Annotated in this window: 13 protein-coding genes; 1 reads left to right on the top strand and 12 read right to left on the bottom strand. The window is 63.5% G+C overall.

The window, feature by feature from the left end; translation table 11 throughout:
* Window positions 1-8: 8 nt before the first annotated feature.
* From ftsY to J9789_RS02145, 12 genes are all read right to left on the bottom strand, one after another.
* Window positions 9-908, bottom strand: a complete 900-nt coding sequence (gene ftsY, locus J9789_RS02200) for a signal recognition particle-docking protein FtsY (RefSeq protein ID WP_209341839.1) — start codon at window positions 906-908, stop codon at window positions 9-11.
* Window positions 909-949: 41 nt separating this feature from the next.
* On the bottom strand, window positions 950-4,519 hold the full coding sequence (smc, locus tag J9789_RS02195) for a chromosome segregation protein SMC (RefSeq protein ID WP_209341838.1): 3,570 nt from the start codon (window positions 4,517-4,519) through the stop codon (window positions 950-952).
* Between the two features lie 139 nt (window positions 4,520-4,658).
* A complete protein-coding gene (gene rnc / locus J9789_RS02190) occupies window positions 4,659-5,330 on the bottom strand; it encodes a ribonuclease III (RefSeq protein WP_209341837.1) in 672 nt (223 codons plus the stop codon).
* A 63-nt stretch (window positions 5,331-5,393) separates the two neighbouring features.
* Window positions 5,394-5,627, bottom strand: coding sequence for an acyl carrier protein (locus J9789_RS02185; protein WP_087189306.1), 234 nt, complete (start codon window positions 5,625-5,627; stop codon window positions 5,394-5,396).
* A 93-nt stretch (window positions 5,628-5,720) separates the two neighbouring features.
* Window positions 5,721-6,758: a phosphate acyltransferase PlsX gene (gene plsX / locus J9789_RS02180; protein WP_209341835.1), complete on the bottom strand. Its 1,038-nt coding sequence runs from the start codon at window positions 6,756-6,758 to the stop codon at window positions 5,721-5,723.
* A 56-nt stretch (window positions 6,759-6,814) separates the two neighbouring features.
* Window positions 6,815-8,122 carry a methylenetetrahydrofolate--tRNA-(uracil(54)-C(5))-methyltransferase (FADH(2)-oxidizing) TrmFO gene (gene trmFO, locus J9789_RS02175; protein ID WP_209341833.1) on the bottom strand — a complete coding sequence of 436 codons (1,308 nt, stop codon included), beginning with the start codon at window positions 8,120-8,122 and terminating at the stop codon, window positions 6,815-6,817.
* A 20-nt stretch (window positions 8,123-8,142) separates the two neighbouring features.
* A complete protein-coding gene (locus tag J9789_RS02170; protein WP_209341831.1) occupies window positions 8,143-8,760 on the bottom strand; it encodes a flavodoxin family protein in 618 nt (205 codons plus the stop codon).
* A gap of 23 nt (window positions 8,761-8,783) precedes the next feature.
* Entirely contained in the window at window positions 8,784-11,105 is a 2,322-nt protein-coding gene (gene topA / locus J9789_RS02165) for a type I DNA topoisomerase (RefSeq protein WP_209341829.1), read from the bottom strand.
* A 14-nt stretch (window positions 11,106-11,119) separates the two neighbouring features.
* The gene (gene dprA / locus J9789_RS02160; protein WP_209341827.1) at window positions 11,120-12,343 is read right to left on the bottom strand and encodes a DNA-processing protein DprA; all 1,224 of its coding nucleotides are present in this window, start codon (window positions 12,341-12,343) and stop codon (window positions 11,120-11,122) included.
* A 20-nt stretch (window positions 12,344-12,363) separates the two neighbouring features.
* Window positions 12,364-13,134 carry an RNA methyltransferase gene (locus J9789_RS17235; RefSeq protein WP_280842566.1) on the bottom strand — a complete coding sequence of 257 codons (771 nt, stop codon included), beginning with the start codon at window positions 13,132-13,134 and terminating at the stop codon, window positions 12,364-12,366.
* 1 nt (window position 13,135) lies between these two features.
* The gene (locus J9789_RS02150) at window positions 13,136-13,789 is read right to left on the bottom strand and encodes a TrkA family potassium uptake protein (protein ID WP_209341825.1); all 654 of its coding nucleotides are present in this window, start codon (window positions 13,787-13,789) and stop codon (window positions 13,136-13,138) included.
* Between the two features lie 30 nt (window positions 13,790-13,819).
* Entirely contained in the window at window positions 13,820-15,202 is a 1,383-nt protein-coding gene (locus J9789_RS02145; RefSeq protein ID WP_209341814.1) for a potassium transporter TrkG, read from the bottom strand.
* A gap of 503 nt (window positions 15,203-15,705) precedes the next feature.
* Here J9789_RS02145 and J9789_RS02140 point away from each other — a divergent pair.
* Entirely contained in the window at window positions 15,706-16,059 is a 354-nt protein-coding gene (locus J9789_RS02140; RefSeq protein ID WP_209341812.1) for a BlaI/MecI/CopY family transcriptional regulator, read from the top strand.
* Window positions 16,060-16,061 lie beyond the last annotated feature (2 nt).

Here is a 16,061-nt window from a genome sequence, read left to right as displayed (position 1 = left end):
AACCTCCCTTAAATCAGCGCTTCCACAAAGGCTTCCGCCTCAAAGGGCATCAGGTCGTCAATGCCCTCGCCCACGCCGATGTACTTCACCGGTACCTGGAGCTCCTGGGCGATGGCGATGACGATACCGCCCTTGGCGGAGCCGTCCAGCTTAGTGAGGACGATGCCGGTGATGCCGGCGGTCTCCTTGAACTGCTTGGCCTGGATCAGGCCGTTCTGGCCGGTGGTGGCGTCCAGCACCAGCAGGGTCTCCCGGTCGCAGCCTGGCAGCTCCCGGTCCACCACACGGGAGATCTTGTTCAGCTCGTTCATCAGGTTCTGCTTGTTGTGCAGCCGGCCGGCGGTGTCGATGAGGATCACATCGGTGCCTCTGGCCTTGGCGGCAGTGAGGGCGTCGTACACCACGGCGGCGGGGTCGGCCCCCTCGTGCTGGCGGACGATCTCCACCCCGGAGCGCTGGCTCCAGATCTCCAGCTGGTCGGCGGCGGCGGCCCGGAAGGTGTCGGCGGCGGCCATCAGCACCTTCTTGCCCTCCCCCTTCATCCGGGCGGCCAGCTTGCCGATGGTGGTGGTCTTGCCCACGCCGTTCACCCCGATGAACAGGGCCACCGAGGGGGCGGTGGTGAGGTGGAGCTCCGGCTCACCCACCTGGAGCATCTCGGTGAGCACCCGCCGCAGACAGGCCCGGGCGGAGTCCATGTCCTTGATTTTCTCCTCCTTCACCCGGCGGCGCAGCTCCTCCACCGCCTTCAGGGTGGTATCCACGCCCATGTCGCCCAGGATCAGGGTCTCCTCCAGCTCGTCGTAGAAGTCGTCGTTGAGCTCACCGGCAAACAGCTGGTCGATGGAGTGGCCGATGTTCTCCTTGGTGCGGGTCAGACCCGCCTTGATCTTCGCAAAAAAGCCCATATTGATTTTGGTTCCTTTCGGTTGTTGATAAAGCTGCAAACTCACTTGATATGCAGCTCTTTTTCCACATCATTGAGGTTGATGGTGAGCATTCGACTGACGCCCTGCTCCTGCATGGTAACACCATAGAGGACATCCGCTTCCTCCATGGTACCACGGCGGTGGGTGATGACGATGAACTGGGTCTTGTCCGCCATCTGGCGCATGTAGTGGGCAAAGCGCACCACGTTGGCGTCGTCCAGAGCGGCCTCGATCTCATCCATCACCACGAAGGGGGTGGGACGCACCTTGAGGATGGCAAAGTAAAGGGCGATGGCCACAAAGGCCTTCTCACCACCGGACAGCAGGGAGAGCACCTTCAAAGCCTTACCCGGGGGCTGTACCCGAATCTCGATGCCGCAGTTCAGGATATCCTCCGGGTCCTCCAGCTCCAGGGTGGCCTTACCGCCTCCGAAGAGCTCGGTGAAGGTCTGCTGGAAGGACTCGTTGAGCACGGCAAACTGCTTGGCAAAAATGGCGCGCATCTCCTCCGTAATATCAGCGATGATGCCCTCCAGCTCCTTCTTGGACTTCTGCACGTCGTCCCGCTGGTCAGTGAGGTAGGTATAGCGCTCGTTGATGCGCTGGAATTCGTCGATGGCATCCAGGTTGATGTTGCCCAGAGAGGAGATGGACTTTTTCAGCTCGCCCACCCGGCGCTGAGCCTTGGGGACGCTTTCCAACTCCACCCGCTGGGCCATGGCCGCCTGGTGGGACAGCTCGTAGGTTTCCCACAGCTTGTCCAGCAGGTTCTTCTCCTCCATGGCGGCGGCAGCCTTCTTCTGCTCCAGCACCGACACCTCCCGCTCCAGGTTGAGCAGGGCGCTGTTCTTGTCCCGGGCGTCCTTGTCCGCCTGGTTGCGCTGGGCCTCCAGGGCCAGCTTCTCGTCGTTGATGCGGCTGATAGCGGCCTGCCGGTCCTGGTTCTCCTGTCGGATGGTCTGGAGCTGACGCTCCTTCTCCGCGATCTCCCGCTCCAGGCCGGCGTTCTTCTCCTGGAATTGGGAGAGCATCTTCTCCCGCTCGGCCTTGTCGCCGGTCAGGTCCCGGCGCAGCTCCTCCAGCTCGGTCATAGACTGGCGGGCGGCCTGGGCCTCCGCCTCCAGGGCGGCCAGGCGCATGTTCAGTTCGGCAATGGCCTCACCCAGGGCGGTGGCCTTCTCCTGGGCGTCGCTCTGGCCTCTGGCCTTACCCTCGGCTTCCGCACGCAGAGCGGCGGCGGCTCCCTCCAGGGACTCCACCCGGGCACGGGCGGCATGGGTATCCGCCTCGATCTGGGCAGAACGGGCCTGGAGCTGTTCCAGCTCATTCTTCTGGTCGGCCCGCTGCTTCTTCAGGTCGGCCAGCTGGGTATCCAGATGGCCCAGGCGCTCCTCCAGCTTGAGGATATCATCCTCATGGCGGCGCTGCTGGGCCTGGGCGGTCTCCATCTCGTAGGCGGCTGCGGTAGCCTCCCGCTTGGCCTCCTCCATGGCGTGGGCCGCGTCGGCCAGCTGCTGAGCTACGCCGGTGCGCTGCTGGGCCAGCCGCTCCAGCTCGTTGGCCCGGCTCAGAATGCCCGCGCTGCGGGATGCCGAGCCGCCGGTCATGGAGCCACCGGGGTTAAGCACCTGGCCGTCCAGGGTGACGATCTTGAAGCGATAGCTGTATTTCCGGGCTATGGCGATGGCCTTGTCCATATCCTCGGCCACCACGGTACGGCCCAGCAGGTTGGAAAAGATCTTCTCATACCGGGAGTCGAACTGGATGAGCTCATTGCCCAGGCCCACGAAGCCGGGCTCCTTGCGCACGCCCTGATCCCGGAAGTCGGAGGGCCGGATGGAGCTCAGAGGCAGGAAGGTGCTCCGGCCGCCGTCCCGGCGCTTCAGGTACTGGATGGCGGCTTTACCGTCCTCTTCCCGCTCCACCACGATATGCTGCATGGCACCACCCAGGGCGATTTCGATGGCCACGGTACAGGCATCGGGCACGTGGATGAGCCCGGCCACCGGGCCGTGGATGCCCCGGAGCTGACCCTTCTTGGCCTCCCCCATGACCAGCTTTACCGCTTTGGAGTAGCCCTCATACATCTTTTCCATCTCGGAGAGCATATGGATGCGGGAGTTCAGCGCGTTGTCCTCCATCTGGAGCTTGACGTGGCGCTCCTCCGCCTCCTTGGCCTTCCGCTGACGGGCCTCCAGCCGCAGGGCATAGCCGCTGATGATGTTCTGCAGGCTGTCCCGGTCCTCTCTGGCCTGGTCCAGCTCCTGAGCGGCCTGACGGCGGGTCTCCTCCGCCTCATGGAGTCGCTCCTCACCGGCCGCCAACTCCTGGCGCATGGCCTCGTCCCGGTCCAGCACCTCCTGGGCGGCGGCGGCCAGGGCAGAGATGAGGGCCTTGGCATCGGCGGCGGAGGCGTTCTCCACTGCCTCCTTCCGGCGCAGGTCCTCCAGCTCCTGGGCGATGGCGCCCGCGGAGCGGCTGGCGGAGGCAGCCTCCGCCTGACGATCGGCCAGCTGCTGCCGCAAACCGGCGGTCTGACCCTCCAGTTCCTCCAGCCGGGTCTTGCGCTCCCCGATCTGGGCGGCGATGGAGTCGGCCCGGCCCTCCTGCTGCTCCAGCTCCCGCTGGATGCGGTCCCGGTTCTCCAAGTTGTTCTGAATGTTGGTCTTGAGGACGGCGATGGCATTTTCCAGGCCGTTGGCGTCGGCCTCCCGCTGCATCATCTGGAAGCGGACGCCCTCGGTCTCCACGTCCTTGTCCCGCATCTGGGCGGAGAAGGCCTCGGCGGCGGCATACAGGTCCTCCACCTGCTGCTGGACCTCCCCCTTCTGGCGGACGGCGTTCTCATAGTCGGACAGGGTCTTGAGGGACCCGGCCCGAATCTTCTCCAGCTGATCCAGCCACAGAGAAATCTCCAGTCCCCGCAGCTCGTCCCGCAGGATGAGGAATTTTTTGGCCTTTTCGCTCTGCTGGCGCAGGGGTTCCACCTGGAGCTCCAGCTCATCGATCTTGTCGGTGATGCGCACCAGGTTCTCCTGGGTGCGCTCCAGCTTGCGCTCGGCCTCCTCCTTCCGGTGGCGGAAGCGGGAGATGCCGGCGGCCTCCTCGAAGATCTCACGGCGGTCGCCGCTCTTCACCGACAGGATCTCGTCGATGCGGCCCTGACCGATGATGGAGTAGCCCTCCCGGCCCAGGCCGGTGTCCATGAACAGCTCGTTCACGTCCTTCAGGCGGACGGAGCGGCGGTTGATGTAGTACTCACTCTCGCCGGACCGGTAGTACCGGCGGGTGACCATGACCTCGCTCTCCTCCAGCGGGAAGATGTGGTCGGTATTGTCCAGCACCAGGGACACCTCGGCAAAGCCCTGCTGCTTACGCAGGGCGGTACCGCCGAAGATCACATCCTCCATCTTACCGCCACGGAGGGCCTTGGTGGACTGCTCCCCCATGACCCAGCGGATGGCGTCGGAGATATTCGATTTTCCGCTGCCGTTGGGACCAACGATGGCGGTGATGTCCTCCCCGAAGGAGAGGACCGTTTTATCCGGGAATGATTTGAATCCCTGGATCTCCAGCGCTTTTAAATACAAGGCGGCACCTCGCAACACACGTACTTCTGAATAAAGTATTATATCAAGGAATGGGGCCTATTGCAAATCATTTTGCCCCCCGAAATGCACAAAACAGGACTGTGGAAGATCCGCAGTCCTGTTTCTTTCCGGTTGATGGTTAACCCTTCAACTTCTCAATGGCAGCTTTAGCTGCATTTTGTTCGGCCTCTTTTTTGCTGCGGCCCTTGCCCTGGCCGATGGGGGTGCCGTTCAGGTCCACCTCCACCGAGAAGATCTTGGCGTGGTCGGGGCCCTCGGCGCCGATGAGCTGATAGCCCAGCACCTGGCCGCTCTCCCGCTGGACCAGCTCCTGCAGGGCGGTCTTGTAGTCCCGGCTGGCGCTCTTCTCCTCTTCCCGGTCCAGAATGAACTTCTGGATGATCTTACGGGCGGAGCCGATGCCCCCGTCCAGGTAGACCGCGGCGATTACCGCCTCTACCGCGTCGGCCACAATGGAGGGCCGCTCCCGGCCGCCGCCGGCGTCCTCACCCTTGCCCAGCTTCAGGTAGGCGCCCAGGTTCAACTGCTGGGCCACCTCCACCAGGCTGCCCTCGCACACCAGAGCCGCCCGGGTACGGGTCAGATCGCCCTCGGGCAGATCGGGGTGGGTGCGGAACAGGTAGTCGGCAGTCACCATACCCAGCACGGAGTCTCCCAGAAACTCCAGCCGCTCATTGCTCTGGCTGCCCCTGGCCTTGTTCTCGTTGGCGTAGGAGCTGTGGGTCAGGGCGTTTTCCAACAGGGCCCGCTGGTTGAAGCGGTAACCCAGCTTTTCTTCCAAGGCTTCCATGGCCGTCTCTTCCTTTCATGACAGGAGCCCCGCCGTCGGCGGGGCTCCCAGTCGGATTCTGTGTCAGTCTTCCAGCTTGGACTTCAGATAGCGGACCAGGTCGGCCACAGTGGCAACCCCGGACAGATCGTCCTCGTCCATATTCTCCAGGCCGAATTCCTCTTCCACCGCCATGGTCAGTTCCACGATGTCCAGCGAGTCGGCACCCAGGTCCTCGAAGGAGGTGTCCATGGTGATGCTGTCAGCTTCCACACCAAACTGCTCGGACAGCAGACCGGCGATCTTCTCAAAAATCATGTTCATCTACTCCTGTCGCATCCGTCGTCCGACGGCGTCATTGCTCTTGCACTATGATAATAGGCAAGTTTCCATCGCCTGTCAATAGGAAACTCAAATTTTTTCCTCTGCGCCAGTGGGCAGACGCATGTACTCGATGTTGTCCACCAGGTCATCGATCATGCCGGAGGAGGCAAAATCCCGGGCCTGCCGGATGGCGTTTTTGATGGCGTAGTCGTTGGAGGAACCGTGGGCCTTGATGACCGGCTTGGAGATGCCGATGAGGGCGGTACCGCCCACCTCGCTGGAGTCCATCTTCTTTTTGAACTCCTTCAGACCGCCGGACACCAGCACCGCCGCCAGCTTGGTCAGGAAGCTTTTCTTGAACATGGCCTTCAGTTCCTTGGCCATATACCCAGCAGTACCCTCCATGGTCTTGAGGAAGATGTTGCCCGAGTAGCCGTCGGACACGATGACATCCACCTGGCCGAACACCGCCTCACGGGCCTCCACGTTGCCCACGAAGTGGATGCGCCCGGCCTTGTCGGCGGCAGTCAGCAGGGCGTGAGCCTCCCGCTGGAGGTCGGTACCCTTGGAGGGCTCGGCGCCGATGTTCAGCAGGCCCACCTTGGGCTCGGGGCGCTTGAGCACCCGCTCGGCGTAGTAGGAGCCCATGAAAGCGAACTGGAGCAGATACTCCGGGGTACCCTCAGCGGTAGCGCCGCAGTCGATGAGCACTGCCCCGCCGGCGCCGGTGGGCACCACGGGAGCCAGGGCGGCCCGGCGGATACCCCGCACCCGCTTGATCATCAGGGTGGCGGCGGAGAGCAGGGCGCCGGTGCTGCCGGCGGACACAAAGGCGTCGCCCGCGCCGCTCTTGAGCAGGTTCAGGCCCACGGTGAGGGAGGAGTCCTTCTTCTCCCGGAAGGCGGTGGCGGGGCTGTCGCACATCTCCACCACCTGGCTGGCGTGGGCGATCTCCAGGCCGGGGGGCAGCTCGTCGATGCCGTCGTCCTTCAGGACCTTGAGGATGTCCTCCCCGCGGCCCACCAGGATCACCTCCACTCCCAGCTCACGGACCGCGGCCAGCGCGCCCCGTACGTTGGATACCGGGGCGTTGTCCCCGCCCATGGCGTCTACGATGATCTTCATATGGTTCTCCTCTTCTTTCTGTGTTCTTCCGTTGTTGGAACCGATGGGGCAGGGCCTCAGCCCTCCACATCCAGGCCGGCCAGAATCTCCAGGGCCCGCTTACTCAATTCGGCGTTCTTGTTCCGCTTGCCCTTGACCTTGTAGCCCAGGGGCGGAATGATGCCGAAATTCACGTTCATCGGCTGGAAGTCGGTGACACTCTCATTGCTCACATACAGGGCCAGGGCGCCGGTGGCGGTCTCCTGGGGGAAATCCACCGGAGGCTTGCCGGTGAGCCTCCGGGCCAGCTCCACCGCAGCCAGGAAGCCGGAGGCGGTGGACTCCACATAGCCCTCCACACCGGTGATCTGTCCGGCAAAGCACACCCGGGGGTCCTTCTTCACCCGGTAGTACCGGTCCAGCAGCCGGGGGGAATCCAGATAGGTGTTGCGGTGCATAACGCCGTAGCGGACGAACTCCGCGTTTTTCAGGGCGGGGATCATGGAGAACACCCGCTTCTGCTCGGGCCACCTCAGGTGGGTCTGGAAGCCCACCAGATTGTAGATGGTGCCGTCGGCGTTGTCCCGCCGCAGCTGGACCACCGCAAAGGGCTCCTTGCCGGTCTTGGGGTCCCGCAAGCCACGGGGCTTCAGGGGGCCGTAGCACAGAGTCTGCTTGCCCCGGCGGGCCATGACCTCCACCGGCATGCAGCCTTCAAACACGTTCTTGTCCTCAAAGCCGTGGACCTCCGCCTCCTGGGCGGCGCACAGCTCGGTCCAGAAGGCGTCGTACTCCTCCTCGGTCATGGGGCAGTTGATGTAGTCCGGGGTGCCCTTATCGTAGCGGGAGGCAAAGAAGGCGCTGTCCATGTCCACGCTCTCAAAGGTGACCAGAGGGGCAGCGGCGTCAAAGAAGTTGAGGTAGTGGCTCTCCGGGAAGAAGTCCTTAATGGCCTCCGCCAGCACATCGGAGGTCAGGGGTCCGGAGGCCACGATCACGTTGCCCTCCTCGGGAATCCGGGCGACTTCCTCCTCCACCACGGTGATGAGGGGATGATTGCGAATCTTCTCGGTAATGGCCTGGGCAAAGCCGTGGCGGTCCACCGCCAGGGCACCGCCGGCCTCCACCCGGTGCTCGTCGGCACAGGCCAGGATGAGGGAGCCCATCCGCCGCAGCTCCTCCTTCAGCAGGCCCACCGCGTTCTCCAGCTGGTCGGAGCGCAGGGAGTTGGAGCACACCAGCTCACCGAACCACTGGGTGTGGTGGGCGGGGGTCATCTTGTGGGGCTTCATTTCCTTCAGGAGCACGGGGATGCCCCGCCGGGCCAGCTGCCACGCAGCTTCACACCCGGCCAGACCCGCGCCGATCACGAGTACAGGTTCCATAGGTTCCTCCTTGGGTTGGATCAGCGGATGAAGTTGGTCCGCTGGAAGGGTTCCCGCTGGGGCAGGCCGTACTGGGCCTTGCCCAGGGCGATGCTCTTGACCAGGAAGGCCATGTTCCGGGCCAGGGTGCGCATGGTCTGCAGACCCTCGGCATCCTGGGCGGCCTCACCGGGGGCGGCGCCGTGGATGCTGTTCCAGTACTGGCTGGAAGCCACCGGCATGCCGCTGATGGTAAAGAACTTGTTCAGCTCATCAAAGGTGGACGACAGTCCGCCACGGCGGGCGGCCATCACACTGGCGCCCACCTTCATGGTCTTGTCAAAGGGGGTGGAGTAAAACAGGCGGGTGAGGAAGGCCACCAGGGTGGCGTTGGCCGAGGCGTAGTACACCGGGCTGCCCACCACCAGGCCGTCGCAGGCCTCGAACTTGGGGGCGATCTCGTTCACCAGGTCGTCAAACACGCACCGGCCCAGCTCGCTGCACCGGCCGCAGGCCACACAGCTGCGGATGTCCCGGTTTCCGATGTGGATCAGCTCAGTTTCCATACCCTGCTCCGCAAACACATGTTCCATCTCCCGCAGGGCCAAGGCGGTGTTTCCGTTGGCCTTGGGGCTTCCGTTGAGCATCAGGATCTTCATGGCTTCTCCTTCCCGCCCGCCGCTCAGGCCTCTTCGGTGGTCTTGGCGGCGGCTTTTTTCGTGGCCGTCTTTTTGGTGGTAGTCTTCTTGGCGGCGGTGGCCTTCTTGGTAGTGGCCGCCTTCTTGGTGGTGGTCTTTTTGGCCGCCGTCTTCTTGGCGGGCTTCTTCTCCTCCTCGGGGGGAGCGCCCTCCGCCGGAGTCTCCGTCGTGGCAGTGGTCTCTTTCTTATAGCCCCGCTGGTCCTCGGGCAGGAAGTTGGGGCACTCGGGGTTGATGCAGAAGGGCTTCTTGAAGCCCCGGCCCGACTTCTTGAACAGGGTGTGGCCGCACTCGGGGCAGTTGTCCTTCACCGGCACGTCCCAGGTCATAAAGTCGCAGCGGCGAGCCTCGTCCTTGTTGGAGTTGTTCTCACAGCCGTAGTAGGCATAGCCCCGCTTGGAGGTTTTTTTCAGAATCTTGCCGCCGCATTTGGGGCACTTGCCCGGCATCTCGATGACGATGGGCTGGGTGTGGTCGCACTCCGGCCAGCCGGGGCAGGCCAGGAAGCGGCCGAACCGGCCGGATTTATACACCAGGTTGCGGCCGCACTTGGGGCAGATCACATCGGATACCTCGTCGGGCACCTTGATGCGCTCGCCGTCCAGGTCCTGCTCGGCCTGCTGGAGTTCCTTCTCAAAGCCGCCGTAGAACTGGCTGAGCAGGCTCTTCCAGTCCACCTTGCCGGTCTCCACCTCGTCCAGCTGCTCCTCCATGGTAGCGGTAAAGGCGGTGTCCACGATATCGGTGAATTTGTCCTTCATCAGGCCGGTGACCACCTCGCCCAGGGGGGTGGGACGCAGGTTCTTGCCCTCCTTCACCACATACTCCCGGTCCAGGATGGTGGAGATGGTGGGGGCGTAGGTGGAGGGGCGGCCGATGCCCTTCTCCTCCAGGGCCTTGATGAGGGTGGCCTCAGTGTAGCGGCTGGGGGGCTGGGTAAAGTGCTGATCGGGGGTCAGGCCCTTCAGCTCCAGGGGCTCCCCCTCCTTCAGGTCGGGCAGGGGAGACTGGAAGGTCTCGTCGTCCTCGTCCTTGCCCTCCACATACACGGCGGTGTAGCCGGAGAACTTCAGGGAGGAGTGGGTGGCACGGAAGGTATAGCCGGCGGACTCCACCTCGATGGACACGCTGTCATAGACGGCGGAGGCCATCTGGCAGGCCAGGAAGCGGCTCCAGATCAGCTTGTAGAGCTTGTACTGCTCGGCGGTCAGGGACTTCTTGATGTCCTCGGGGGTCAGGTGGACGTTGGAGGGCCGGATGGCCTCGTGGGCGTCCTGGGCCCCGGACTTGGTCTTGTACACCCGGGGCTTGCCGGGGTAGTACTGCTCGCCATAGCGGGACAGGATGAAGTCCCGGGCGGCGGCGGTGGCCTCGTCGGACAGGCGGAGGGAGTCGGTACGCATGTAGGTGATGAGACCCACGGTGCCCTCGCCCTCGATGTCCACGCCTTCATAGAGCTGCTGGGCGATGGACATGGTACGCCGGGGGGTCATGTTCAGCTTGCGGCTGGCCTCCTGCTGGAGGGTGGAGGTGATGAAGGGGGGCGCCGGGTTGCGCTGCTTGTCCTGGCGCTTGACGCTCTTCACCGAGAAGGGGGCGGCCTGAACGGCCTGGGCCACCGCCTGGACCTCCTCCTCGCTGTTCAGGTCCATCTTCTTCTCCTTGCCGTAGAAGCTGGCCTTGAACTGGCCCAGGTTGGGCGCGATGCGGGCCAGATTGGCCTCCAGGGACCAGTATTCCTGGGGCACGAAGGCCTTGATGTCGGCCTCCCGCTCGCACACCAGCCGGGTAGCCACCGACTGCACCCGTCCGGCGGACAGGCCCCGGCGGATCTTCTTCCACAGCAGAGGGGAGATCTGATAGCCCACGATGCGGTCCAGCACCCGGCGGGCCTGCTGGGCGTTGACCAAGTCCATATCGATGGCCCGGGGGTGGGCGATGGAGTCGTTGACCACCTTCTTGGTGATCTCGTTGAAGGTCACCCGGTAGGTCTTGTCGTCCGGAATGCCCAGCATCTCCTTCAGATGCCAGGAGATGGCTTCACCTTCCCGGTCAGGGTCGGTGGCCAGAAATACTTTATCACTCTTCTTGGCGGCCTTGGTCAGCTCGTCGATGACCTCTTCCTTGCCCTTGATGGGCTGATAGTCCACCGCGAAGTCGTTGTCCACGTCCACGCCCAGCTTGCTCTTGGGCAGGTCCCGGACATGGCCCATGGAGGCCTTTACCTGATAGCCGGGCCCCAGATATTTGCCGATGGTCTTGGCCTTCGCCGGGGACTCGACGATCACCAGATTCGATTTCGCCACTGTACGATACTCCTTTATTCTTGTTCCTCAAAACGGACGGCGGCGGCAAACCGCCGGCCCGGTAATTCCTTCAAAAAGCCCCCGGCCTGCAGCAGGGTGAGGGCGGTATTGACCCGTCGGGCGGGTATTTCGGTCCTGCCCACAATGTCGTCGGCAGAGAGGGGCTTTTCGCTGAGCAGGAAGAAGATCTCCCGCTGCTCCTCCCCCATCTGCTCCAGCCCACTGCGGGGCGCAAGGGGCAGGGCCTCCTCCTCGGCGGGCTTTGCCGGCTTGGGTTCCGGCTCCGGCGGCGGGGTGGGCAGCACCTCCAGCCGCCCGTCCGCCTCCTCGGCGCTCATGGCTCTGGGGCGGCACAGCTTATGGGCATATCGCCCTTCATATTCACACAGGATATCCCCGGCGGTGCGCACCAGCTTGGCCTCGCCCTGGGCGATGAGCCCGTTGGTACCGGCACTCATGGGGCCGTCCGCCGGTCCGGGGACGGCAAATACATCCCGCCCCTGATCCAAAGCGTCATGGGCGGTAATGAGAGCGCCGCTGCGCTCCCCCGCTTCCACCACCACGGTACCCAGAGACAGGCCGCTGAGAATGCGGTTGCGCTGGGGGAAACGCCAGCCGTCCGGCCGGGTGCCCGGCGGGTTTTCCGACAGGATAGCGCCCCGGGCGGCCACATCCTCGTAGAGCCAGCTGTTGCAGGCCGGGTAGATCACGTCCACACCGCTGGCCAGCACCGACACCACGGGACCGCCGCCCTGCAACGCTCCTTTCAGGGAGGCGGCGTCAATGCCCTGGGCCAGGCCGGAGATCACCAGAGCCCCGGCACGGGCCAGGCCCATGCCGATGCGCCCTGCCATCTTTACACCGTAGGCGGAGCACTCCCGGGAGCCCACCATGGCGACGGCCACCTCCTCGTCAAAACGGAAGAGCCGGCCCTTGCCGTAGAGTACCAGGGGATAGTCGCTGAGCTGGAGCAGCCGCTCCGGGTAGGCTCCATCCTGACAACTGAGCAGAAACAGCCCCAGCCGGTCGCAGTTCTCCAGGATACGCTGGGGCCCGTCCAGGGATTTGTCACACAGGGACCGCTTGGTCTCCTCCGTCAGGCCCAGAGGCTCATAGGCCTCCCGGTCGGCGAAGTAGGCCCGCTCGGCGCCGCCGAAGTAGTCCAGCAGCTCCACCTGGTGCCGGTGGGAAAGGCCCCGCCGGGTGGACAGCCAGAGCAAATATTGAATGCCCGCCACAGCGGCGCCTCCTCTCTTGCTCAGCGGTCCCGCCAGCCCTCCCACAGCACCACGGACGCGGCCACGGCGGCGTTGAGGGACTCACAGCGGTCCCGCATGGGAATCTTCAGGGTGAGGGCACAGGCGTCCAGCACAGCCTGGGACACCCCTCTGCCCTCGCTTCCAATGGCCACGGCGGCCCGGCTCAGATCGGCCGAGCGCAGGTCGGCGGTATCCTCCCGCAGGGCGGTGGCATACAGAGGCAGGTCCGCCCCAGCCAAAAGGGCAGTAAGGGCCTCCAGCCCCATCTCCCACACCGGCAGACGGAAGCAGGCGCCCATGGTGGAGCGCACCGTCTTGGGAGAGAAGGGCTCGGCACAGCCGGGCAGCAGGATGAGTCCGTCCGCCCCAAAGGCGTCGGCGGTCCGCCACACGGTACCCACGTTGCCCGGGTCCTGCACCCCGTCCAGCACCAGATAGCGGCCGGGAGTCAGCCCCTCCGGCGGCGTCAGGTCGGGGGTGCGGCACACCGCCAGCATCCCCTGGGGGGTGTCCACGGTGGACATGGACTTGAGCACGTCGGCGGGTACCTCCACCAGGCGGACCGTTTCCGGCAGCCCGGTGGGGGGCTCCACCCCCTCCGCCACCACCAGGGTCTCCACCCCGGCATTCCAGCGGATGGCCTCCTCCACCAGCTTATGGCCCTCGCAGAGGAAGGCCCCCTCCTGCCGGCGGCTTTTCTTGTCGTTTCCCAGCTTACGCAGCCGGGCCACCAGGGGGTTCTGGCGGCTGGTGATCCGTTCCATCTTCATATCACAGATCCTGCAGACGGTTGATATCCTCGGTGCGGCCCAGGGCAACCACCGTGTCTCCCGTCTCCATAATGGTGCTGGGGCCGGGGGTCACGTTGAAGGCCTCCTCCCCCTTCTTACGCACGGCAATGATGTTGACCTTGTACCGGGCGCGGACATTCAGCTCCATCAGGTTCTTGCCCAGCCACTCCCGGGGCACGGCGGTCTCCACGATGCCGAAATCCTCGCTGAGTTCAATGAAGTTGAGCACGTTGGAGCTGGACAGGCCCTGTGCCAGCTTGACGCCCATCTCGTGCTCGGGGAACACCACCCGGTCGGCGCCGATCTTCTCCAGCACCTTCCGGTGAACATGGCTCTGGGCCTTGCAGATTACCTTGCGCACGCCCAGTTCTTTCAGGTTCAGGGTGATGAGGGCGGAGGTGCCCACATCCACACCCACCGCCACCACGGCGCAGTCGTAGTTGCGCACGCCCAGGGCGCGGAGCACCGCCGGGTCGCGGGCGTCGCCGGTGACGGCATGGGTGACCTTGTCGGCCACCTTCTGTACATTTTCCTCGGAGTCGTCCAGGGCAAGCACCTCGTGGCCCAGGGAGCTGAGCTCGGTGGCCACGGCGCTGCCAAATCGGCCCAGGCCGATCACGACAAAGGTCTTCATTTCAGATACACGTCCTTCCGGAGCGGATATTTACCCGATCATCACATTCATCTCGGGGTATTTGATCTTGGCCGACCGCCGGCCGCGGGTGATAAAGGCAATGGAGACAGAAAGCACGCCCACCCGGCCCATATACATCAGCAGGATTAGAAGGGTCTGGGAAAAGCCGGTCAGTGTGGGTGTGATACCGGTAGTCAGGCCAACGGTACCCATAGCAGATGCCACCTCAAAGGCACAGTCCAGATAGGGCAGGTCCTCCACGGTGGAGATGACCATGGAACCCAGCAGGAACAGGAAGAGCATCACCAACGCCAGGGTCATGGCGTTGAGCACCCGGCCATAGGGGATGGCCCGTCCCCGGAATGTGACCTGCTCCCGACCGGTGAGGCCGGAGCGCAGAGCCAGCAGCAGCACCGCCACGGTGGCAGTCTTCAGACCGCCGGCGGTGGAGCCGGAGGAGCCGCCGATGAGCATGAGGATACAGGAAAAGGCCTTGCTGGTATCGCTCAGTCCTCCCTGGCCGATGGCGTCAAAGCCGGCGGTACGCAGGGTGATGGACTGGAACACGGAATTTATGATCTTCTGCCACAGGGGCATGTCTCCCAGGGTGGCCGGGTTGGAGAACTCCTCCAGCAGGAAGAAGAGGGCGCCGCCTACGATGAGAGTGCCGGTAGTGATGAGCACCATCTTGCTGTAGACCGCCAGCTTCTTCCAGCTACGCTTGTCCAGAATGTCCTCCCACACGAAGAAGCCCAGGCCGCCCACCACAATGAGGGCGCCAATGGTGCCCAGCACCAGCGGGTTATCCTGAAAGGCAGCCAAACTGCTGAAGGCGCCGAACTTTCCGCCCAGCAGATCAAAGCCGGCGTTGCAGAAGGCGGAGACGGCATGGAAGATCCCCCGCCAGATGCCCCCCAGCAAACCAAAGTGAGGAACCATGGCGATGCTCAGCAGCACCGCGCCCACACCCTCCATCAGGAAGGTACCCATCAGGGCATGGCGCACCATGCGCACCACACCGTCCAGGTCATTGAGGTTGAGGGTGGACACCATAATGAGCCGCTCAGACAGGCCGATGCGGCGGCGCAGCGCAAAGGACACCAGGGTGATCACCGTCATAAAGCCCAGGCCGCCCAACTGGATCATCAGCAGGATGACCAGCTGCCCGAACAGGGACCACTGGACCCAGGTATCCACCAGGATCAGGCCGGTGACGCAGGTGGAGGAGGTGGCGGTAAAGAGAGCCGTAAAGAAACCGGCGCTCTGTCCGTCCCGGGAGGCGATGGGCAGGGTGAGCAGCAGCGCGCCCACCAGAATAATGATGGCAAAGGACGCCGCCACGATGCGGGTGGCGTTGAGACTCCGGTTCCGGATGAAAATGTCCCGGAGCCAAAGCGCAAATCTTCTAATCACAGCGGGCCCTCCCAGATCCTGCATATCCCCCGGGGACACGCTGTTTTACGCAGAAAAGCATACCGAAGGAAGAAATTTCCTCCGGTATGCCCGTCTCATTTCCCTGCGGAGCCAGGCCCCGCAAGCCCGTCTTATACGCGCCCGCGTCCGGCTCCAGGCCGCCCTGCGCCGCGGCAAAACACACACTATTCAACACATGAGGGTACATACCAGTTCCTCTTCTTTCGGCATTCTCCCGGGGGCGCAGTACCCCCGTGGAATCATACAAAGGTAACTATAGCATACCTTCCAAAGATATTCAAGTCAACGATTTTTATACATCCTGCCCCAATTTCCTACCTTATATATAAAAAGCAAATGAAACCGCCCCAGCTCTCTCCTGCAACTTTAACAGATTTCGCCAGTTGGCCCCACAGAAGGCTCCCTCTTGACAAAAGAGGTTTATTGCGATAAACTTTAAATAGATTTATTAGAATAAACCTTTAGTAGGAAAGGAGGTTCCCATGGAAAAGCTATACGACAGCGAATACCGGCTTATGCAGGTGCTGTGGGACAGCGGTCCCGTTAACTCCACCCATCTGGTGGCCCTGTGTCAGCAGCGGTTGGGCTGGAACAAATCCACCACCTACACCGTACTGCGCAAGCTGAAGGGCAAGGGCGCAGTGCTCCACCAGGACACTGTGGTCACCCCCGTCCTGACCCGGGCCCAGGCGGTGCGGGCGGAAGGCGAGGAGTTGGAAAAACTGGCCGGCGGCCTCTCCCCCTTTCTGACCGCCTTTCTCAGCGGCCGTAAGCTGACCCAGGAGGAGGCGGAGTCCCTCAAAGCCCTCATTGACCGCAACATGGAGGAGGGATGATT

Origin of the sequence: Flavonifractor sp. AGMB03687, assembly GCF_017811815.1 — a bacterium.
Taxonomy (GTDB): Bacteria; Bacillota; Clostridia; order Oscillospirales; family Oscillospiraceae; genus Flavonifractor.
The sequence above is the reverse complement of the archived record's forward strand: the minus strand, read 5'-3'. Positions and strand labels throughout refer to the sequence as shown.